This is a genomic window from Streptomyces sp. NPDC001889 (genome assembly GCF_053594535.1).
Window position 1 is genome coordinate 207098 of the sequence record NZ_JBSFER010000013.1, and the last position, 20143, is coordinate 227240.

Below are 20143 nucleotides of genomic sequence, written 5' to 3' on the forward strand. Positions count from 1 at the left end.
CCCCGTCAGGGTTGTACGCGTACGCCACCGTCTTTGACGGTGTTTTATTTGCCCTCATGCGTACTCGCTCTTCCCCAATGCCCCATTTTTCGCGGCACCGTATAGAGGTGAACGCGAAGACGCCTCCGGCCCGGCCGCCGGTTGCGGTACCGAGGGAGCGAATTCTCGGCCGTCCCTCCACCTCGGGCCAAATGGTACAGACCTTCATCCCCGTCACACTCTGCCCATGGGACGTTCACAGATCCTACAAACCGGAACCGGTCCCTTGTCCAGACTTAACGGGGAATCACCCTGGTCAGAGGCGATCTGACCAGAGGTCAGCACCCGTAAATGAGGGACAAGACATCAGACAGCGGACATCAAGGGCAGCGAAAGCGGACCCGAGGGCACCGGGAGATCACCGCGCGAATTCGGCGCCGACCGCCTCGGCGATCTGCGCGCAATTCAGCGCGGACCCCTTGCGGAGATTGTCGCCGCAGACGAACAGCTCCAGCGCGCACTCGTCGTCCGGCGCCCGCCGGACCCGTCCCACCCAGGTGGGATCGGTGCCGACGACATCGGCGGGCGTGGGGAAACCGCCCGAGGCCGGATCGTCGTAGAGCACCACCCCGGGGGAGGTCGCGAGGATCTCGTGCGCCCGCGCCACCGTGACCTCGCGCTCGAAGCGGGCGTGGACCGCGAGGGAGTGGGCGGTGAGCACCGGCACCCGTACACAGGTCGCCGCGACCTTCAGCGCCGGCAGATCCAGGACCTTGCGGGTCTCCTCGCGCAGCCCGCGCTCCTCGGACGACCAGCCGCCGTCCTCCAGCGTGCCCGCCCAGGGCATCACATTGAGCGCGAGCGGGGCGGCGAAGGGCCCGAGCCCGGTGTCCCCGACGGCCCGCCGCACATCGCCGGGTGTCTCGCCCAGCTCCGTACCCGCGACCAGGGCGAGCTGGGAGCGCAGCGCGGCCACCGCGTCGCGGCCCTCGCCGCTGACGGCCTGGTAGGAGGCGACGACCAGCTCGCGCAGCCCGAACTCGGCGTGCAGCGCGCCCACCGCCGGAATCATGGCGAGAGTGGTGTCGTGGGGGCTCGCGACGATGCCGCGCGGACGCATCCGCACGGCATGGGGGTTGACCTCCGGCACGACCAGCGGCACATCCGGATCGAGCCGGAAGGCGGCGGAGGTGTCCACGACCACCGCGCCCCCGGCGGCGGCGACCGGCGCCCACCGCGCCGAGACCTCGGCGGGGACCAGGAAGAGCGCCACCTCGACCCCGTCGAGCGCCTCTTCGGTCAGCGGGAGCACTTCGCACTCCTGCCCGCGCACGGCCAGCTTGCGGCCGGCCGAGCGCGGGGAGGCGATCAGGCGTATCTCGCCCCAGATGTCCTCGTGCTGGGAGAGGATCTGGAGCATCACCGCACCGACGGCTCCGGTCGCTCCGACGACCGCGAGCGCCGGCTTGCGGTTCATCGTCCGGTGCCCCCGTAGACGACCGCCTCGTCGGAGTCGCTGTCCAGGCCGAAGGCGGAGTGCACGGCGCGCACGGCCTCGTTCACATCGTCGGCGCGGGTGACCACCGAGATACGGATCTCGGATGTCGAGATCAGCTCGATGTTCACCCCCGCGTCCGAGAGCGCCTCGAAGAAGGAGGCGGTGACGCCGGGGTTGGTCTTCATCCCCGCGCCGACCAGGGAGATCTTGCCGATCTGGTCGTCGTAGCGGAGCGAGTCGAAGCCGATGGACGCCCGCGCCTTCTCCAGCGCGTCGATCGCCTTGGCACCGTCCGTCTTCGGGAGGGTGAAGGAGATATCGGTGAGGGCGGTGGTGGCCGCCGACACGTTCTGGACGACCATGTCGATGTTGATCTCGGCATTGGCGATGGTACGGAAGATCGCCGCGGCCTCGCCCGGCTTGTCGGGGACGCCGACGACCGTGACCTTGGCCTCGGAGACGTCGTGGGCGACTCCGGAGATGATGGCGTGCTCCACCTGCTGGTCTCCCTGCGGCTCGTTGCTGACCCAGGTGCCGCGCAGTCCGGAGAAGGACGAGCGGACATGGATCGGAATGTTGTATCGGCGGGCGTACTCGACGCAGCGGTGCAGCAGCACCTTGGACCCGGACGAGGCCAGCTCCAGCATGTCCTCGAAGGAGATCCAGTCCATCTTCCGGGCCTTGGGGACCACCCGGGGGTCGGCGGTGAAGACGCCGTCCACATCGGTGTAGATCTCACAGACCTCGGCGTCCAGCGCGGCGGCGAGGGCGACGGCGGTGGTGTCGGAGCCGCCCCGGCCGAGGGTGGTGATGTCCTTCTTGTCCTGGGACACACCCTGGAAGCCGGCGACGATGGCGATATTGCCCTCGTCCAGCGCGGTGCGAATCCGCCCCGGCGTCACATCGATGATGCGCGCCTTGTTGTGGACCGAGTCGGTGATGACGCCCGCCTGGCTGCCCGTGAAGGACTGGGCCTCGTGGCCCAGGTTTTTGATCGCCATGGCCAGCAGCGCCATGGAGATGCGCTCCCCCGCGGTCAGCAGCATGTCGAACTCGCGCCCGGCAGGGATGGGTGACACCTGCCCGGCGAGATCGATCAGCTCGTCCGTCGTGTCGCCCATCGCGGATACCACGACGACCACCTGGTGGCCGTTCTTCTTGGCATCGACGATCCTCTTGGCGACGCGCTTGATGCCCTCGGCATCGGCAACGGAGGAACCCCCGTACTTCTGCACGACAAGGCCCACGTGCGCTCCTCGCTCGGTCTCTCCACCACAGCCATGTACTGCGGTCGGCTCAGTCTAACGAGCGCCCCGCCGGGCTCCAGGGGCAGTCACATCGTGAGATGCGCTGCTCAGGGAGTGATCCGGTGGGCGCTCCGAGCGACTTCTGCCCGGGGAGCGGCGGTGTACGCGGAGTGTGGGGCGGTTCACACGGGGTCCCGCCACCCGGCCGGACCAGGGCCGCCGGGGAGCGCGCGGCCGGCCCCGCCACCCGGCCGGGCCGGCCGTCACCTCCGGGCCGTTCCGCCGGTCTCCGCCGGTCTCCGCCGGTCTCTCCGCCCGTCTCAGCCGGTACGCAGTCCCAGCGGGGCCGCGATCTCCTCGGCCATCACCTTGCCGGCCTCCTCGGCCAGCGCGTCGTCGGCGAGGTCCTCGTCCGTGTCCAGACCGTCCAGCTCCTGGAGCGGCTGGTCGAGGCGGACATGGGAGACCAGCGACTGAAGGGCCCGCAGGGTGGCGGAGGCCGTGGGCCCCCAGTTGGAGAAGTACGAGAACTGCCACCACCACAGCGCCTCCGTCGTCCGGCCCGCCCGGTAGTGGGCGAGACCATGACGGAGATCGGTCACGATATCGGCGAGGTTGTCCGAGATCCGGTACGCGACCGGCGCCTTGCGCGGCTCGTACGGGTCGAAGACCTCGGAGAACACATCCACCGGGTCGAGCAGCACGGCGAACCGCTCGCGCAGATCGTCGAGATCCGGCTCCGGGCCGGTGTCCGGCTCGTACCGCTCGTCCGGGAGGATGTCCTCGTGCGCGCCGAGCCGGCCGCCGGTGAGCAGCAGCTGGGAGACCTCCAGCAGCAGGAAGGGCACCGCGCTGTCGGGCTCGTCGCCCTTCGCGACCTCGGTGGTCGCGACAATGAAGGACTCGATCGAATCCGCGATCTGGACCGCGAAATCGGCGGGGTCCTGATGCGTCGCATGCAGCATGACGTCAGACATCGAGAAGTCGTCTCCCCTCGAAGGCACGCCCCAGCGTGACCTCGTCGGCGTATTCCAAGTCTCCCCCCACGGGCAGACCGCTGGCCAGCCGAGTGACCCGCAGGCCCATCGGCTTGATCATGCGCGCCAGATACGTGGCGGTGGCCTCGCCCTCCAGATTGGGGTCCGTGGCGAGGATCAACTCGGTGACCGTGCCGTCGGCGAGGCGGGCCAGCAGCTCACGAATCCGCAGATCGTCGGGCCCGACGCCCTCGATGGGGCTGATCGCCCCGCCGAGTACGTGGTAGCGGCCCCGGAACTCCCGGGTCCGCTCGATGGCGACCACGTCCTTGGACTCCTCCACCACGCAGATGACGGAGAGGTCCCGGCGCGGGTCGCGGCAGATGTTGCACAGCTCCTGCTGGGCGACATTGCCGCAGACCGCACAGAAGCGGACCTTGTCCTTCACCTCCAGCAGGGCGTGGGCGAGGCGCCGGACATCGGTCGGCTCGGCCTGAAGGATGTGGAAGGCGATCCGCTGCGCGCTCTTGGGACCGACGCCGGGCAGCCTGCCCAGTTCGTCGATGAGGTCCTGAACCACGCCTTCGTACAACGGATTGCCTCTCCTTCGCTTCCTTCGCGCCCTGCGTCCGCACAGCCCCTACGGCTCGTACGGTAGTTGGTCCGCCGCCGCCTTAGAAGGGCAGACCCGGCATCCCGCCCAGTCCCTGGGCCAGCGGGCCGAGCTTCTGCTGCTGGAGCTGCTGCGCGTTCTCGTTGGCGGCCTGGACGGCGGCGACGACGAGATCCGCGAGGGTCTCGGTGTCCTCCGGGTCGACCGCCCTGGGGTCGATGACCAGGCCGCGCAGTTCACCGGAGCCGTTCACGGTCGCGGTCACCAGACCACCGCCCGCCTGCCCCTCGACCTCGGTCCGCGCCAGCTCCTCCTGGGCCGCGGCGAGGTCCTGCTGCATCTTCTGGGCCTGCTGGAGGAGCTGCTGCATATTGGGCTGGCCACCACCGGGGATCACGGTCACTCCTGGCACTTTCGACGACAGATGTTCGGTATGCCGAGCCTACGTGGTACCCGGGCAGCTCGCCGAACCCCGCGACGGGGACTCTTTCGAGTGAGTATCGTGCGGGTCCTCTACCTGATCACCGCCCGAGTGTGGTCGGACAAACCCGGATTTCCCGCACGAGGACCACCATTCGGCGGTAGGAAGGGCTCACGCGTCAGCATGCGTGCGCGAGCCAAGCACACCGTTCGGAACGCAGCGTCACACCGCCGTTACCCGTTACGCAGGACACACGTTACGCAGAGGAGTGCCCCGGTGAGCCAGCCGGAGATGCAGCCCGGGGGGCCGGCCCGGGAGGAGCGCGGTGAGGTGCCGCGCGGGGATCTGACCGGCAGGCCCTTTCCGCTCGGCGACTGGGGGGAGCCCGCGGAGCGGCTGGACGAGCTGTTCCGGTGGGTGGAGGCGGGAGCGCTGCGGACCACCGAGTGGTATCTGAGGGACCGCGTCTGGAAGCGCCGCACCGGGCGGGTGCTGCGCTCCGCCGCCGCCCTCGGCTTCGTGGCCGGCGCCGCGCTCCCCCTCCTGGACCTCACCGGCGCCCTGCCGACCGCCGCGGGCTGGGGCTATCTCGCCCTGCTGCTGGGGGCCGCGTGCCTCGCCTGCGACCGGTACTTCGGGGTGACCTCCGGCTGGATGCGGAATGTCGCGACCGCGCAGGCGGTGCAGCGCAGGCTCCAGGTGCTCCAGTTCGACTGGGCGTCGGAGAGCGTACGGGAGGTGCTGGGCCCGGCGGAGGGGACGGCGGGCGAGGCGGCGGAGCGGTGCCTCGGGGTGCTGCGGCGGTTCTCGGAGGATGTGACCGAGCTGGTCCGCGCGGAGACCGCCGACTGGATGCGCGAGTTCGCCGGCGCGCCGGCGCCCCTGCTCCTCCAGTCCACCCCGCTCCCTCTGTCCTCGGCCCTCCGCCCCCCGGACCCGCCGGCTCCGGCCCGCGCCCCGCTCCCTCCGGGGACCCGTCCGAACATGCCCCGGCAGCGCCCGCCGGAGTCGCCGCGCTGAGAACCGCGTACCGGACCCGCGTACCGGACCCGCCTACCGGCCGCGTACCGGACCCGCGTGCCGCACGGGTTGACCTTGCCACGGTGACAAGCTCTTCACTGTGCCGAGGAGGTGGTCCCGATGACCGATGCGCAGCAGGTTCTCCACGCGCTGGAGGACAACCGTCCGTCCGTGCGGCTGCGGGCCGCGCTGGCGGCCGGCACCAACCCCGACACCCGGTTCGTCGGCGGGCTCGTCGAACGGTGCGCGGTGGAGCCCGACTTCTCCGTACGGGAGATGCTGACCTGGGCGCTCACCCGCCATCCGGCGGCGTCGACCGTCCCGGAGCTGCTGGACGAGGTCCGCTCGGAGCGGACCCAGGCGCGGAGCCAGGCACTGCACACCCTCTCCAAGATCGGGGACCGGCGGGCCTGGCCGGCGATCACCCCGGAGCTGCTCTCCGACGCCGACGACGAGGTGGCGCGGAGCGCTTGGCGGGCGGCGGTGGCACTCGTGCCCGAGGGCGCGGAGCCCGGGCTGGCCGCGCGGCTGTCGACCCAGCTCGGGCGCGGTGGACGCGAGACGCGGCTGAGCCTCAGCCGGGCGCTGATCGCGCTCGGCGAGGTGATCCTGCCGGTGCTGCGCGCCGCTGCGCAGGCCCCCGACCCCGAGGCGCGCGCCCACGCGGCGGCCACGGAGCGGCTGCTGCGCGACCCGGACGCGGGGTTCGAGTTCGCGATCGAGGAGGCGAAGCGTGTGGTGGCGCTCGGTGGAGCGGGCCAGGAGGGGTGAGGCGCCGTGCTGATCGGTGAGGTGGCACGGCGGTCCGGGGTCAGCGCCCGCATGCTCAGGCACTACGAATCGCTCGGCCTGGTGCGGGCCTCGGGCCGTACCGGCGGGGGCTACCGGGAGTACTCCGCCGAGGACATCCGGCGGATCTTCCACATCGAGAGCCTGCGGTCGCTGGGGCTGTCGCTGAGCGACATCGGGCGGGCGCTGGACGATCCGGACTTCGCACCCTCGGAGCTGGTCGACGACCTCATCCGCCGGACGCGGGAGCGCATCGCGAGCGATACGGAGCTGCTCACCCGGCTCCGTCGGATCGGCGCCAACGAACCCGCCGACTGGGAGGAGGTCCTCGGAACCGTCTCGCTCCTGCGGGCGCTGGGGTCGGCGAACCCGGGGAGGCGCCAGCGCGCGGCGCTGTCCTCGGCCGAGGAGGTCCCGGTGCCGGTTCAGGCCCTGGTGGAGGCGGCCCTGAGCGAGCCGGACCCGTATGTCGCCGGGGCCCTGCGCTGGGCGCTGGCGCAATCGGGCCCGGGTGGAGCGGCGCTGCTGGCGGAGGGCCTCGGCTCCCCCTCGGCCGAGGTGCGCGAACGCGCCGTCCGGTCCCTCGCCGAGATCCCCGGCGACGAGTCCACCGCGCTGCTGCGGTCCGCCCTCGCCGGCCCCGATTCCGCGCTCCGCGGACACGCGGCTCTGGAGCTGGGGGCGCGCGGGGTGGCCGAGGCGGTCCCGCAGCTTGTCGGCATGGTCGCCGAGGGAACGAACGACGTCGCCTCGGCGGACGCGCTGAGCGCCCTGGCGAGCGACCCCGGGCGGGCGGACCGGATCGCCGCCGCCCTCGTCGGCCGCCTCGCCCACGGCGCCACCGGTCCCCCCGCCCGCCGCCGGCTGACCCAGGCCCTCGCCGAGATCCCGGGGGACGGGGCCTCACGCGCGCTCACGGAGCTGTCCCGGGACGGGGACCGGGTGGTGGCGCTCACGGCGGCGTACGTTCTGGGGTTGAGGGAGGAGCGGTAGGGGGTGTCGCAGGCGGCGGGGCGGCGGGGGTCGCGGCCCGGCTCCTCCCCGGTGGGACTCGTCCGGGTGAGGCACCCGTCGATACCGGCCCTGGGGCAGTGCGGGGGCGGTAGTCATCTGCCATGGGAATCGGGGACCGGCACCAGAAGAAGGATGTCGAGGCGGCGCTGAGAAGGGCCGAGCGGTGCGGACTCAAGGTGACGCATGACAAGAACCGGCACCGCTGGGGATACGTCATCTGCTGCCCGTGCGACGACAGCGTGCGGGTGTACTGCACCCCCAGAAACGCGGGAGAAGAGGCGAAGAAGATCAATGGCTTCATCAGAAACCACCAGAACTGTGCGTAGCTGGCACTTCAACCTGTGCCTGCGGGACGCCCTCACCCCGGAGCAGTCGGACACGCTGGACGGGCTCGACCGCTTCAACGACGGACGCATCGGACTGGCCGAGGCACCCGGCTACTCCCGGTTCATCTGCTGCTTCGAGGCCGGGACCCTGACGGAGGCCATCGCGGAGGCGCTCTCCTTCTTCGACGACTTCCCCGGTGTCCTCATCCGCGGTGTCGAACTCGACCCCCTGGCACTTGAGTACAACGAGATGGCCACCGCGGCCGTCGTGCGTCTGCCGGAGTGACCGGACCCCGGAGCGCCCCGGAGCACCGGTCCGCCGCGCCGGAGGGCGGGGCGGGCCGGGGCTCCGGCCGGCCGGGGCGGGCTCGGGGGCTGCGGGCGCCGGGCGCGCGGGGCGGTCAGCTGAAGACGATCATCGAGCCCTGGCCCAGGCTCCGGGTCGCCGCCGCGTGCAGGCCCAGCCAGACGTGGCGCTCCCGGGCGAAGGGGCTCTCGTCGGGGGCGATCGGGGTCGCCGGTTCCTCCAGGGTGGTGGGCCGGTCCGGGGGACGAGGGGGTGAAGGCGGGTTGGCCGGGTCGATGCCGATCGCGGGGGCCACGAACTCCAGCTCCCGCAGCAGGCCCTGGGTGGAGCCCAGCGGGCCGCCGCCCGCGAGGAGTTCGTCGTTGGAGAGCGGCGCCGGGAAGTCGACGGGGACGTACGCGCCGGCGTGGTCGTAGTGCCAGACCAGGTGGGACTGCTGGGCCGTCGGCTCGAACATCTCCAGGAGCTGTTCGTAGTCCCCGCCCAGCTCGTCGACCGGGGTCACCGCCAGCCCGCACAGCTGGAGCAGATACGCCCGCCGCAGAAAGTGCAGCGCGTCGTAGTCGAACCCGGCGACCGGGGCCACGTCCCCGGAGAGTCCCGGCATGTACGCGAAGACCGGGACCGTCGGCAGTCCCGTCTCGGTCAGCGCCTTGTCATAGGCGGCCAGTTCTTCGGCGAAGGGGTTGTCGGGGCTGTGACACAGCACGTCGACAAGGGGGACCAGCCACAGGTCACAGGCCAAGGGAGGGCTCGCTCTCAGGCGGGATCGGGCACTGTCGTAGAACGGTCGGGACAGAGTACGGGGAAGGAGGCCCGGTCGGCGATGCCGTCGCGGCGCCCCCGCCCCGCACACCGGAACCACCGTCGCACACCCGGACCCGCCCGCCGCCCGCCGGTCCGGACCCGCTCGCCCCGGCCGGCGGAAGCAGCCCACCGCCCGCCGGTCCGGACCCCGTTCAGCTCCCGGCGGTCCGGCCCACGTCCCACACCCACACACCGCCGACCTTCTCCCCGGCCCGGCCGAGCAGCTTCTCCACCGTCGTGTACAGCGCCTCCTCGTGGTGCTGTGCCGGCAGCACCACGACACCGGCCCGCCAGGCGGCCAGATCCTCGCGGGCCTGCCGCTGCCAGTCGGGGCCGATCTCGGGGACCTTGCCCGAACCCCGGACCTCGCCGAGGAGGTTGGAGGTGTGGCGCGGTGTGGAGCCGTAGATGCCCACCCGGTCCGGGCCCCACGGTCCGTTGAAGTAGCCGCCGGCCACGGGGAAGCCCATCCCGGTGGAGGACTGCCAGTACAGGGCGTCCGCGTTGGACGGGTCCGGCAGCGGCACCGTGACCACCGATTCCCCCTCGGCGAGATACGGGCGGTACATGCCCTCGGTGATGAACTCCGGCACCGGCGTCCGCTCCCGCACCGGATACGGCGTCGGCAGTACGGGCAGCAGCGCGGCGGCCACCGTCACCACGCCGGCCGCCCGCAGCGACCGGTCCCCGGCGACGGCGATCCGGTCCACCGCGAGCGCCAGCAGCATCCCGAAGACCGGGGCGCAGATCATCGCGACCCGGGACTCGATCACCGACTCCAGCAGCGGCAGCTCCGCCAGCAGCGACCACGGGCCGGGCAGCACGACGTCCGTCCCCGGAAGGCGGAAGTTCACCCCCAGCGACAGGAAGGCCGCCACCAGCGCCGTGAACGCGAGCGCCTTCACCAGCGCGAGCCGCCACAGCCAGACGGTGATCGCCGCGACCAGCGCCAGCACCGGCCAGCCGAAGAAGGCGTTCTGCTCGGTGCGGTTCATCGCCAGCGGATCGGCCTGCGCGTCCGAGCCCATCAGCGAGCGGCCCGCGAACTCCACGAACGCCAGCGGACTGTTGTGGGTGTTCGCGCCGTGCATCACATGCGTATAGCTCTGCGGGCCGAAGAACTGCCAGCCCAGCGGGAACGCCACCAGCGGCAGACAGACCGCGAGACCGATCAGCACGCCCCGGGCCAGCGGGCGCCGGACCGCCCGCGCCACATCCCTGCGCACCACCGCGTACCCGAGGGCGAAGAACACCATCCCCATGGCGGCGAGCAGCAGCGGCTCCTCGCCGAGGAAGATCTGGTACGTCGCGAAGAGGCCGAGCAGCACTCCGTCCCGTACGACATGGCGGCCCTCGCAGAGCCGCAGCGCCCGGTCCACGATCACCGGGATCATGAACAGCACCAGGAAGTTGGGGTGGGCGTTGCCGTGCGAGATCATCGGGGGCGCGAAGGCGGCGAAGGCCGCGCCGGTGGCCGCCGCCCAGCGGCTGGTCACCAGATGGCGCCCGATCAGCCGGAACCAGCAGATCGCGGTCGCGGCGAGTCCGAGGGTCAGCACCAGCGCCCAGGTGACGGTGGGGCCGAAGAGCAGGGTCACCGGGGTCAGCGGCACGGAGAGCCCGAGCATCACCGTGTTCGCCATCAGATTGACGCCCTCGGGATAGCCCTGGAACGTCGTGAACAGCGGGTTGCGGAGATGGGTCACATTCTCGGCGGTGACCCGGAAGAACCACTCCCACTGGTTCTGGTCCTGGCCCGCGTCGCCGAGATAGCCCCGGTCGAGATCCGCCCACAGATCCTTGTAGAGGAGGAAGGAGGCGAGGACGAAGAGGAACGCGATCAGCAGATCGGTGCGGCGGGCCGTCCGGGCCCGCAGCCGCAGCAGCTCCAGCAGCACCCGGCCGTAGTCCAGCGGTCTGACCTTGGAGCCCTCCTGGTGCGACCAGCGCACCGGGACCTCGGTCACCGGCCAGTCCGCGCGCCGGAAGTGCCGCAGTATCTCGACATCGATGCCCCATCCGTCCAGCCGGGAGTCGGCGAACGCCGTGCGGGCCCGCTCCCCGTCGAAGAGCTTGAACCCGCACTGGGTGTCGTGGATGCCGGGGACCGCGACCGCGCGTATCAGCCCGTTGCCCATCCGCCCGAGCCACTCGCGCACCCGCCACTGGTGGACCGCGATCTCGGAGTCGGGGTGGGCGCGCGAGCCGATCGCCGCCGCCGTCTCCCCGTCCGCGAGCCGCCGGTCCAGCCGGTCCAGATCCTCTATCGGGGTCGCGAGATCGGCGTCCGTGACCAGGACCCGGTGGCCGTACGAGGCGAGGACTCCGCGCCGGAGCGCGTCCCCCTTGCCCCGGTTCGCCCCGCCCTCGGCCGCGATCACGTGGATACGCGGCTCCTCGGCCGCCGCCTCCCGGGCGACCTTCGCGGTGGCGTCGGTGGAGCCGTCGTCCACCACGATCAGTTCCCACTCGCCCCAGCGCTCCGGGTCCGCGCGCAGATACGCGCGGATCGCGTCCAGGGTGGGGCGCAGCCGGCTCTCCTCGTTGTACGCGGGGATGACCACGCTCAGATCGGTGCCGCCGCTCCGGCTGCCGGCCGTCAGTGGTCCGGAGACCCGTTCCATCTTCAACGCTCCAGCCGATCCGCCCAGGCGAGCGCCCGGTCATTGCAGAGAGAGACGACGGACCGCGCCGCGTCGAGGTCGCCGAGTGACACCGCGTCGACCAGCTCCTCGTGGCCGCTCCACAGCCACCGGCGCCGGTCGGCGTCGGCGCGCAGGTGGGGGACGGAGAAGACCCAGCTCTGCACCCTCAACTGGTGCAGGAAGCTGGAGATGTAGGTGTTGGCGACGATGGAGCCCAGCTCGTGCCAGAACCGGAGGTCGTACGCGATGTGAATGTCCAGGTCCCCGCCGCGGGCCGCGCGGGCGGCCTCCTCCGCCCGGCGGCGCACCGGCACCACGGCCTTGATCTGCACCCGGGTGCGGCCGATGCGCTCGGCGTGCCGGAGCACACCGTCGATGACCAGGGAGCGGGACTCGATCATGGCGCGGTAGTCGTCGACGGAGAACTGGTGGACCCTGAAGCCCCGGTGCTGGTCGGAGTCGAGCAGTCCTTGGGCGGACAGGTCCACCAGGGCCTCGCGGACCGGGGTCGCGGAGACCCCGTACTGCTCGGCGATCTGCTTGACCGTGAATTCCTGTCCGGGCAGCAGTCGCCCGGCCAGTACCTCGTCACGCAGCGCGTCCGCGATCTGCTGCCGCAGGGTACTGCGGGTGACAGCGGTACTCGCTGCGCGCGGGCCTGGGCCGGGGCCGGGCATCGATGGCTTCTCCTTCGCCGGGGGTCCCGGACACGATAGGCCAGACGGTACGGAACGGGTGAGGTGCAGGTGCGGGACATGGATGCGGACGGGACGTTCGAGGCGGCGACGGGGGACGGCCCGGCGGGGGCGGCCGGGGGCGAGGAGCGGGCGGCGGAGGTGCGGGCGGCGTGGGCGGGGCTGCTCCAGATCCGCGCGCTCACGGGGACCGGGGGGATGCCCGCGGCGTGGGAGCGGGGGCGGATGGTGTGGGCGGTGGGGCTGGCGCTGGAGGCCGGTGGGGTGGCGCCTGCGGCGGGCGGGGTGGGGTATCGGGTGCGGGGGGAGGGGGAGGGGGGGCTTGTGGTGGTGGAGTGGGTGGGGGTGGAGGAGGAGGTGGGGTTGCGGGAGTGTGTGCGGGTGCTGCGGGAGGCGGGCTGGGAGGCCCTCCTCTACCGCGGCCCGCGCCGCAAGCGCTTCCTCGAGGTCGAACCACCCACCCCGCCCCCGCCCGGCGCCTGAGGACGGCCCCTGTGCGACAGGACCCCGCATCCCGCGGGCCACGGTCGGGGGCCAGCCCCCGAACCCCCGCGCCTCAATCGCCGGCGGGGCTGGGGCTGATCAGCCCGTCCGGCGGTTGAGGACCGGTCCCCGGGCGCAGGAGCCCGGGGTGTAGAGGCCCACGCGGGCGCGGCTCACCACGCGTTCCTCGCAGAGGGTGAAGCGGGACCGCAGCACCTCCCGCTTGACCTCCTCCCCGCGCACCGCGTCCAGCGGCTCCCCCTCCAGGTCCTGGACCACCACCACCCTCCCCTCGTGCCGCGCCAGCCGCTCGCGGATCACCCCGGGGGGCGCGTCGGTGCCGTACAGCGTGTGGGAGGCGCGCGGAGGGCTCCCCAGCGACAGGTCCGTCAGGCCGCGGAAGGCCCCCGGGTGGACCAGGGTCCAGGCGCGGCGGCGCATCGGGGTGAAGAGCAGCCCGTCCCCCGGCCGGGCCATCTCCGCCACCGCCCCCGCCACCGCCCCCACATCGTTCTTGCGGCTCTGCGGCGACCGCAGATACGGCCCGAACACCACCAGCGTCACCACCGCCGCCCCTGCGGTCGCCAGCGCGGCGGCCGGGGACCAGTGGCGGTCCAGTACCGCGCCCAGCAGCAGGGCGAGACCGATGACATGGAACAGCACATAGCGGTCCACGAAGAGCGGATGGACGCAGGAGACCGCGAGCAGCAGCCCCATCGGCAGCGCCAGCAGCGGCAGGGCCACCGCCCGCACCGCCGCGCCGCCCGGGGTGCGGGCGCAGCCCCACCCCACCAGCACCAGCGCCGCGTACGCCGCCACCTCGGCCGGGCCCGGCGGGCCGATCCAGTCGACCTGGGCGGCCTGGGTCGTGCTGAACAGCGCCAGCGGCGCCAGCACCACCACCACGGCCAGCGCGGCCGTCACCCAGCCGCGCGGCGGCCTGTGCCGCACCGTCACCGCGTGCGCCGGCAGCGCCAGCACCGCGAACTCGTGCAGCAGACAGGCCGCGAGCATCAGCGCCGCGTACGCCCCCCAGCGCCGCTCCAGCAGCCGCAGCGTCGCGAACGTCACCAGCGCGCACACCATCGCGTACGAGCGCCCCTCCTGCGCGTACCGCTGGACGACCGGCAGCAGCGGCAGGACGAGGCCGGCGAGCAGCCCCGCGCGCGGGCCCGCGAGGCGCCGGCCGAGCAGGGCGACCCCGGCGGCCGTCGCGCACATCGCCAGCACGGACGGCAGCCGCAGCGGCACGAGCCCGGGGTCCCGGACGGCGAAGACGGCGCGCATCAGGAGGTAGTACAGACCGTGCACGGCGTCCGCCGACCCGAGCGTCCGCCAGATGCCCGGCACGGTCCGCCGGGCCATCTCGTAGGTGACCGCCTCGTCCCCCCACAGGGTCCCCTCGCGCCCGATCCCCCAGACCCCGAGCACCAGCATCAGCGCGGCCGGGGCGAGGGCGACCGTACGGGCGGAGAGGCGCGGCGCCCGGAGCGGGGCACGGACACCGGGGGCGGGGGAGGGCCGGGGCGCGGTATCGATCACCAGGCGAGTCCATCGGCCGCCGGGCCGACGGGCAGGCCCCCACGCCGTGCCCGTCGATTCCTTTGCGGCCGATCACCCGGTGATCCGAACGCCTCTCAGACGGTGAAGCCGTCCGCCACCGTGAGGGCCGCGTCCAGGACCGCCAGTCCCTCCTCCGCCTCCGCCTCGCTGACGTTGCACGGCGGCACGGCGTGCGTACGGTTCATGTTGACGAAGGGCCAGAGCCCCCGCGCCCTGCACTCGGCGGCGAAGGCGGCCATCGGCGCGTTCGCCTCGCCCGTGGCGTTGTACGGGACCAGGGGCTCCCTGGTCTCCCGGTCGCGGACCAGGTCGAGCGCCCAGAAGACGCCCAGGCCGCGCACCTCGCCCACGCTCGGGTGCCGCTCGGCCAGTTCGCGCAGGCCCGGCCCGAGCACGGTCTCGCCGATGCGGGCGGCCTGCTCCACCACCCGCTCCTCGGCCATCACCCGGATCGTGGCCACGGCCGCGGCGCACGCCAGCGGGTGGCCGGAGTAGGTGAGCCCGCCGGGGTAGGGCCGGGTCTCGAAGGTCGCCGCGATCTCCGCCGAGATGGCGACCCCGCCGAGCGGCACATAGCCGGAGTTGACGCCCTTGGCGAAGGTGAGCAGATCGGGTACGACGCCGAAGTGCTCGGCCGCGAACCACTTCCCGGTGCGGCCGAAGCCGGCCATGACCTCGTCCAGCACGAAGACGATCCCGTACCGGTCGCACAGCTCCCGCACCCCGGCGAGGTATCCGGGCGGCGGGACCATGATCCCCGCCGTCCCCGGGATCGTCTCCAGCACGATCGCGGCGATGGTCCCCGGCCCCTCGAAGACGATGGTGTCCTCCAGGTGCTTCAGGGCGCGCTGCGCCTCCTCCGCCCCGGTTGTGGCGTGGAAGGGCGAGCGGTAGAGGAAGGGCGCCCAGAAGTGGACGACCCCGGAGGTGCCGTTGTCGGAGGGCCAGCGCCGGGGGTCGCCGGTGACATTGATCGCGGTGGCGGTTCCGCCGTGGTACGAGCGGTAGGCGGAGAGCACTTTGGGGCGGCCGGTGTGCAGCCGGGCCATCCGCACGGCGTTCTCGACGGCCTCGGCCCCGCCGTTGGTGAAGAAGATCTTGTCCAGGTCGCCGGGGGTGCGTTCGGCGATCAGCCGGGCCGCCTCGGAGCGGGCCTCCACGGCGAAGGCGGGCGCGAAGGTGGTGAGCCGCGCGGCCTGTTCCTGGACGGCGGCGACGACCTTCGGGTGCTGGTAGCCGATGTTGGTGAAGACGAGCCCGCTGGTGAAGTCGAGATAGCGGTTGCCCTCGTAGTCCCAGAAGTACGAGCCGTCGGCGCCCGCGACGGCGAGCGGGTCGATCAGCCCCTGGGCGGACCAGGAGTGGAAGACATGGGCGCGGTCCATGGCCTTCACGGCGGCACCGGCGGCCGGATCGGCGGTGGCGGCGGCGGCGAGCGGGGTGGCGGCGGGCGGCTGCGCTGATGAGGTCATGCGGCCCAGCGTAGGGAGGCGCGGCGGGGGCCCGGCATCACCACCCTGTCTGCCGTACCCGGTCCCGCTGCGGCGTTCTGTCGCGCCGTCCGGGAATCGAACATTGACAGCCTACTGTCGTCATGACAGGCTGATGTCATATCGGCGCCGGCGGAGGAGTACCCCATGAGCACCCCGAGGACCGTTCATCTCGCCGTCTACGACACCCTCGCCGACTGGGAGACCGGTTACGCCACCGCGCACCTCGCCCGGCACGGCTGGACCGTGCGCGCCGTGGGCCTCACCACCGACCCCGTCACCACCATGGGCGGGCTGCGCGTCCAGCCCGATGCCGCGCTCGACGGGCTGCGGCCCGAGGAGAGCGCGCTGCTGATCCTCCCCGGCGCGAGCGCCTGGGACACGGGCGACACCCTCGCCCCCTTCGCCGCCGCGGCCGGCGCCTTCCTCGGCGCGGGCACGCCCGTCGCCGCGATCTGCGGGGCCACCGCCGGACTGGCGCGCGCGGGGCTGCTCGACCGGCGCGACCACACCGGCGCCGTCTCCTCCTACCTCGCCGCCACCGGCTACGCGGGCGGCGACCGCTACCGCGAGGCCGACGCGGTCACCGACGGCGGGCTGATCACCGCGGGCCCCACCGAGCCCGTCGCCTTCGCCCGCGAGATCCTCGCCGCGCTGGGGGTGTACGAGGGCGAGAAGCTGGACGCCTGGTACCGCCTGTTCCACGACTCCGACGCCTCCGCGTTCGCGGTCCTCGAAGAAGCGTGAGCGGGCCCCTCATGGACAGCGACGGACCTCCCGTGGACCGCGCCGGACCCTCCGCGCACGGCGACGAACCTCCCGTGGACCGCGCCGGGCCTCCCGTGGACGGCGCCGGACCCTCCGCGCACGGCGACGGACCGCCCCTGGACCGGCGGCGGCAGCAGGATCTCCTCACCCGCGCCGCCCTCGGCGTCTTCCGGCTGAACGGCCACTTCATCGCGGTCTCCGACCGGCTGGCGAAGGAGGCCGGGCTGACGGCGGCCTGGTGGCAGGTGCTCGGCGCGGTCAACCGCGCTCCCCAGCCGGTCGCCGCGATCGCCCGGACCATGGGCATCACCCGGCAGAGCGTCCAGCGGATCGCCGATCTGCTGGTCGAGCGGGGTCTCGCGGCCTACGAGCCCAACCCGGCGCACCGGCGCGCCAAACTCCTCCGCGCCACCGAGGAGGGAAGCGCCGCCATCCAGCGCCTCGACCCCGGCCACGCGGAGCTGGCCGCCCGGCTCGCCGGAGTGCTCGGCCCCGAGCGGTTCGCCGAGACCGTCCGCGTGCTGGAACAGCTCTCCCGGGCCCTGGCCACCGTCCAGGAGGAGTGAGAAGCGCACTATCCTCGACTCCCGTCCGCAGTGCTCGCGATCGGGGGAGGTACGCGGCGATGGATCAGCTCACATCCGGCGATCCACAGCGCATCGGCGGCTACCACCTGCTGGCCCGGCTCGGCGCCGGCGGGATGGGCCAGGTCTATCTGGCCCGCAGCGACCGGGGGCGCACGGTCGCGGTGAAGCTGATCCGGCGGGAGCTGGCCGGGCAGGAGGAGTTCCGGGAGCGCTTCCGCCGGGAGGTGCGGGCGGCCCGGCGGGTGGGCGGCCGGTGGACCGCGCCGGTCCTGGACGCCGACACCGAGGCGCCCGTGCCCTGGGTCGCCACCGGCTATGTCGCCGGCCCCGCGCTGAACACCGTGGTCGCCCGGGGCCCGCTCCCCGAGCACTCGGTGCGCGTCCTCGGCTCGGGTCTGGCCCACGCGCTGGGCGAGATCCACGCCGCCGGACTCGTCCACCGCGATCTGAAGCCCTCCAATGTGCTGATCACCATCGACGGGCCGCGCGTCATCGACTTCGGCATCGCCCGCGCCCTGGACACCGACACCACCGGGGGACCCACCCGCGCGGGGTCGGTGATCGGCTCCCCCGGCTTCATGGCCCCGGAACAGGTGCTCGGCGATCCGGTCACGGCGGCCTGCGACATCTTCTGTCTGGGCGCGGTCCTGGTGTACGCGGCGACCGGACGGCACCCGTTCGGCCCGGGGGACAGCGGCCGGCACGCGGTGATGTACCGGATCGTGGAGCGGGAACCGGATCTGTCGGGGGTGCCCGAGGGGCTGACGGCGCTGGTACGGGAGTGTCTGCGCAAGGACCCGGGCCGGCGGCCGGCCCCGGCGGAGGTGCTGGAGCGCACCGGCGCCGGGGCCGCGGCCTCCGGGAGGTTCGACGAGCCGTGGCTGCCCGGTCCCCTCCTCGCCCAGCTGGGCCGGCACGCGGTGCGCCTGCTGGACACCGAGCAGCCCCCGCCGGGGGGCCGGGACGCCCGCACGGGCCCGCCGGAGGGCCGGAACGCGGACACGGCCCCGCCGGAGGGCTGGTACGCGCTCCCGGCCGAGCCGCCAGACCCCGCCCCGACCCGGCCCTATGCCCCGGGCCCCCCGATGCCGCCCCCGCCGGTACCGGCCGGCGAGCCCGGCTTCTGGGAGAACGGGCCCGGGTACGGCGGCACCCCGCCCTTCCCCGGCTCCGTCCCGGCCGGCCCGCGGCCCACCCGGCGCCGGGCCGCCGTGCTCGGCGCGTCCGCGCTGCTGACCGCCCTGGCCGTGAGCGCGGCCGTCTGGTACACCGCGCCCGGGGACCCGCCCCCGGCCTCCCCCGGGCCGGACCCCACCGCGTCCGCGTCCTCCGCCCCGCCCCGCGAGTCGCCGAAGCCGCCCAGCGCCGTACCGGAGGCGTATCTCGGCACCTGGCGGGCGACCTTCGACAACGCCGAGGGCACCCACACCCGCACCATGACCCTCGTCCAGGGCGCCCGGGGCAGCCGGGTCATGACGCTGACCGGCACCGGACCCTCGTACGAGTGCGGCTGGACCGCCACGCTCCGGGCGCCGGGGCCACCGCTGGAGCTGGGGCCGACCCGGGTGACATCGGGCGACGCCGCCACCTGCTCCCCCGGGCAGTGGAGCCGGCTGACGACGCCGGACGACAGCACGGTCGTCCGCGAGCTGGTGGGCTCGGCCGGCGACCCGCTCACCTACACCAGAACCGACTACTGAGCGGTGGGGCGGCCGCGGACCGGCGCGGTGTCCGGCCCGCCGGCGAGGGGTGCCCGGGGCGCTCGGCACGGGCGGCACCGACGCCCGGAACCGTCCTAGACTGGCCGGACGGGCCGGCGCCGGACGGGAGAGCCGGCCGGAGAGCGGACGGAGCACCATGGCGCTGAGGATCACCAAGACACACGGCAGTCTGAACGACATCTTCGTCATCGACGGAGCCCCGTCCGACCACTTCGCGGAGGCGGACGTCGCCCGCGCCGTGCGACTGCTCTGCGACCGCCGGCTGGGCCTGGGCGGCGACGGTGTGTACTTCATCGCCGACAACGGCGACGGCAGCGCCGAGGCGTACTTCTTCAACCCCGACGGCTCCGCCTCCCTGCTCTGCGGCAATGGCATGCGCGGCGCCGGGCGGCTGCTGCTCGACCGGTACCAGGCCGAGACGGTGGAGCTGCGCACCGGGCCGCACACCTTCACCGTGCGCGCGGCCGAGACGACCCCGCACGGCGTGCGGCAGGTCTCCGTCGAGCTGCCCCCGGTGGACTTCGCCCCCGAGGAGCCGATCGTGGCGGGGTCCGCCGGAGCGCCGTTCGTGGACCGGTCGCTGCCCGCGTACCACCCGTCCCGGCGGTTCTCGGCGGTCGCCGTGCCCAACTCGCATCTGATCACGGTGCTCGGCGACGGCGGCGACGACGGCAGGGGCGGGGGCGGTGACGGCGACCGGTACGACGAGTCGGAGCTGATCGCCACCGGCAGCCGGGTCGCGGAGACCCCGGCCGCCTTCCCGATCGGGGCGAATGTCTCCTTCGTCCGGCCGCTGGGCGGCGGTGAGGTCTTCGTCCGCACCTTCGAGCGGGGCGCCGGGCTGACCCCGTCCTGCGGTTCGGGTGTCGCGGCCTCGCGCGCGGTGCTCTCCCGGCTGGGCCTGGTGGACCCCGGTGAGCCGGTCGTGGTGCGCAACCCGGGCGGGATCGCCCGCAGCTGGCTGCGGACCGACGGCCCGCGCTGGCAGCCGGTGCTGGAGGGCAACGGCACCATCGTCCACACCACCGAACTGGACCCGGCGGCGCTGCTCGGCGAGGGGCCCGTGGTGTACGAGACACGGCTCGCGCCCGGTGAGGCGGCGGCCTTCGACGCGCTGAGCGGCGACAACCTCAAGGTGCTCCGGGAGGCCGGCGTCGAGACGGCGCTCTGACCCGGCGACCGCTCGCGGGAAC

20 protein-coding genes are annotated in these 20143 nt (G+C 73.2%); 10 read left to right on the plus strand and 10 right to left on the minus strand.

The features are described from left to right. Window positions 1-397 precede the first annotated feature (397 nt). From ACWCRA_RS17170 to ACWCRA_RS17190, 5 genes are all read right to left on the minus strand, one after another. A complete protein-coding gene (locus ACWCRA_RS17170; RefSeq protein WP_351547992.1) occupies window positions 398-1456 on the minus strand; it encodes an aspartate-semialdehyde dehydrogenase in 1059 nt (352 codons plus the stop codon). Beyond that, window positions 1453-2724 (minus strand): aspartate kinase, encoded by a 1272-nt coding sequence (locus ACWCRA_RS17175; RefSeq protein ID WP_351547991.1) that lies wholly within the window; start codon window positions 2722-2724, stop codon window positions 1453-1455. The genes ACWCRA_RS17170 and ACWCRA_RS17175 overlap by 4 nt, the downstream gene beginning before the upstream one ends. Window positions 2725-3044: 320 nt before the next feature. Further along, entirely contained in the window at window positions 3045-3701 is a 657-nt protein-coding gene (locus ACWCRA_RS17180; RefSeq protein ID WP_351547989.1) for a DUF5063 domain-containing protein, read from the minus strand. Next, window positions 3694-4293 carry a recombination mediator RecR gene (gene recR, locus ACWCRA_RS17185; RefSeq protein WP_351547987.1) on the minus strand — a complete coding sequence of 200 codons (600 nt, stop codon included), beginning with the start codon at window positions 4291-4293 and terminating at the stop codon, window positions 3694-3696. The genes ACWCRA_RS17180 and recR overlap by 8 nt, the downstream gene beginning before the upstream one ends. 82 nt (window positions 4294-4375) lie before the next feature. Then, window positions 4376-4711, minus strand: a complete 336-nt coding sequence (locus ACWCRA_RS17190) for a YbaB/EbfC family nucleoid-associated protein (protein ID WP_351548168.1) — start codon at window positions 4709-4711, stop codon at window positions 4376-4378. Between the two features lie 300 nt (window positions 4712-5011). Between ACWCRA_RS17190 and ACWCRA_RS17195 the strand changes: the two genes are divergently transcribed. The 5 genes from ACWCRA_RS17195 to ACWCRA_RS17215 all read left to right on the plus strand — a co-directional run bounded on the left by ACWCRA_RS17195 (window position 5012) and on the right by ACWCRA_RS17215 (window position 8170). Further along, entirely contained in the window at window positions 5012-5755 is a 744-nt protein-coding gene (locus tag ACWCRA_RS17195) for an SLATT domain-containing protein (RefSeq protein WP_351547985.1), read from the plus strand. A 120-nt stretch (window positions 5756-5875) separates the two neighbouring features. Continuing rightward, window positions 5876-6526 (plus strand): HEAT repeat domain-containing protein, encoded by a 651-nt coding sequence (locus tag ACWCRA_RS17200; RefSeq protein WP_451067956.1) that lies wholly within the window; start codon window positions 5876-5878, stop codon window positions 6524-6526. 6 nt (window positions 6527-6532) lie between these two features. Continuing rightward, complete coding sequence (locus ACWCRA_RS17205; RefSeq protein ID WP_451067957.1) at window positions 6533-7537, plus strand: HEAT repeat domain-containing protein; 1005 nt, start codon at window positions 6533-6535, stop codon at window positions 7535-7537. A gap of 122 nt (window positions 7538-7659) precedes the next feature. Beyond that, entirely contained in the window at window positions 7660-7884 is a 225-nt protein-coding gene (locus ACWCRA_RS17210) for a hypothetical protein (protein WP_451067958.1), read from the plus strand. Further along, window positions 7877-8170, plus strand: a complete 294-nt coding sequence (locus ACWCRA_RS17215; RefSeq protein WP_451067959.1) for a hypothetical protein — start codon at window positions 7877-7879, stop codon at window positions 8168-8170. Before ACWCRA_RS17210 ends, ACWCRA_RS17215 begins: the two co-directional genes overlap by 8 nt. 115 nt (window positions 8171-8285) lie before the next feature. On the opposite strand, the gene ACWCRA_RS17220 is transcribed toward ACWCRA_RS17215, so the two are convergent. From ACWCRA_RS17220 to ACWCRA_RS17230, 3 genes are all read right to left on the minus strand, one after another. Then, window positions 8286-8936 carry a hypothetical protein gene (locus ACWCRA_RS17220; RefSeq protein WP_351547970.1) on the minus strand — a complete coding sequence of 217 codons (651 nt, stop codon included), beginning with the start codon at window positions 8934-8936 and terminating at the stop codon, window positions 8286-8288. A 214-nt stretch (window positions 8937-9150) separates the two neighbouring features. Beyond that, on the minus strand, window positions 9151-11622 hold the full coding sequence (locus ACWCRA_RS17225) for a dolichyl-phosphate beta-glucosyltransferase (protein ID WP_351547967.1): 2472 nt from the start codon (window positions 11620-11622) through the stop codon (window positions 9151-9153). 2 nt (window positions 11623-11624) lie between these two features. Then, window positions 11625-12320: a GntR family transcriptional regulator gene (locus tag ACWCRA_RS17230; protein ID WP_351547964.1), complete on the minus strand. Its 696-nt coding sequence runs from the start codon at window positions 12318-12320 to the stop codon at window positions 11625-11627. Window positions 12321-12398: 78 nt separating this feature from the next. Here ACWCRA_RS17230 and ACWCRA_RS17235 point away from each other — a divergent pair, with 78 nt between their 5' ends. Then, the gene (locus ACWCRA_RS17235) at window positions 12399-12821 is read left to right on the plus strand and encodes a hypothetical protein (RefSeq protein ID WP_451067960.1); all 423 of its coding nucleotides are present in this window, start codon (window positions 12399-12401) and stop codon (window positions 12819-12821) included. A 99-nt stretch (window positions 12822-12920) separates the two neighbouring features. On the opposite strand, the gene ACWCRA_RS17240 is transcribed toward ACWCRA_RS17235, so the two are convergent. Further along, window positions 12921-14363 carry a glycosyltransferase family 39 protein gene (locus ACWCRA_RS17240; RefSeq protein WP_351547958.1) on the minus strand — a complete coding sequence of 481 codons (1443 nt, stop codon included), beginning with the start codon at window positions 14361-14363 and terminating at the stop codon, window positions 12921-12923. 95 nt (window positions 14364-14458) lie between these two features. Beyond that, entirely contained in the window at window positions 14459-15856 is a 1398-nt protein-coding gene (locus ACWCRA_RS17245) for an aminotransferase class III-fold pyridoxal phosphate-dependent enzyme (RefSeq protein ID WP_451067961.1), read from the minus strand. 165 nt (window positions 15857-16021) lie between these two features. Here ACWCRA_RS17245 and ACWCRA_RS17250 point away from each other — a divergent pair, with 165 nt between their 5' ends. The 4 genes from ACWCRA_RS17250 to dapF all read left to right on the plus strand — a co-directional run bounded on the left by ACWCRA_RS17250 (window position 16022) and on the right by dapF (window position 20121). After that, window positions 16022-16621: a DJ-1/PfpI family protein gene (locus ACWCRA_RS17250; RefSeq protein WP_351547952.1), complete on the plus strand. Its 600-nt coding sequence runs from the start codon at window positions 16022-16024 to the stop codon at window positions 16619-16621. 11 nt (window positions 16622-16632) lie between these two features. After that, on the plus strand, window positions 16633-17208 hold the full coding sequence (locus ACWCRA_RS17255) for a MarR family winged helix-turn-helix transcriptional regulator (protein WP_451067971.1): 576 nt from the start codon (window positions 16633-16635) through the stop codon (window positions 17206-17208). Window positions 17209-17267: 59 nt separating this feature from the next. Next, complete coding sequence (locus tag ACWCRA_RS17260; RefSeq protein WP_451067962.1) at window positions 17268-18929, plus strand: serine/threonine protein kinase; 1662 nt, start codon at window positions 17268-17270, stop codon at window positions 18927-18929. A 157-nt stretch (window positions 18930-19086) separates the two neighbouring features. Continuing rightward, window positions 19087-20121 carry a diaminopimelate epimerase gene (dapF, locus tag ACWCRA_RS17265; protein WP_351547946.1) on the plus strand — a complete coding sequence of 345 codons (1035 nt, stop codon included), beginning with the start codon at window positions 19087-19089 and terminating at the stop codon, window positions 20119-20121. Window positions 20122-20143: the final 22 nt, after the last annotated feature.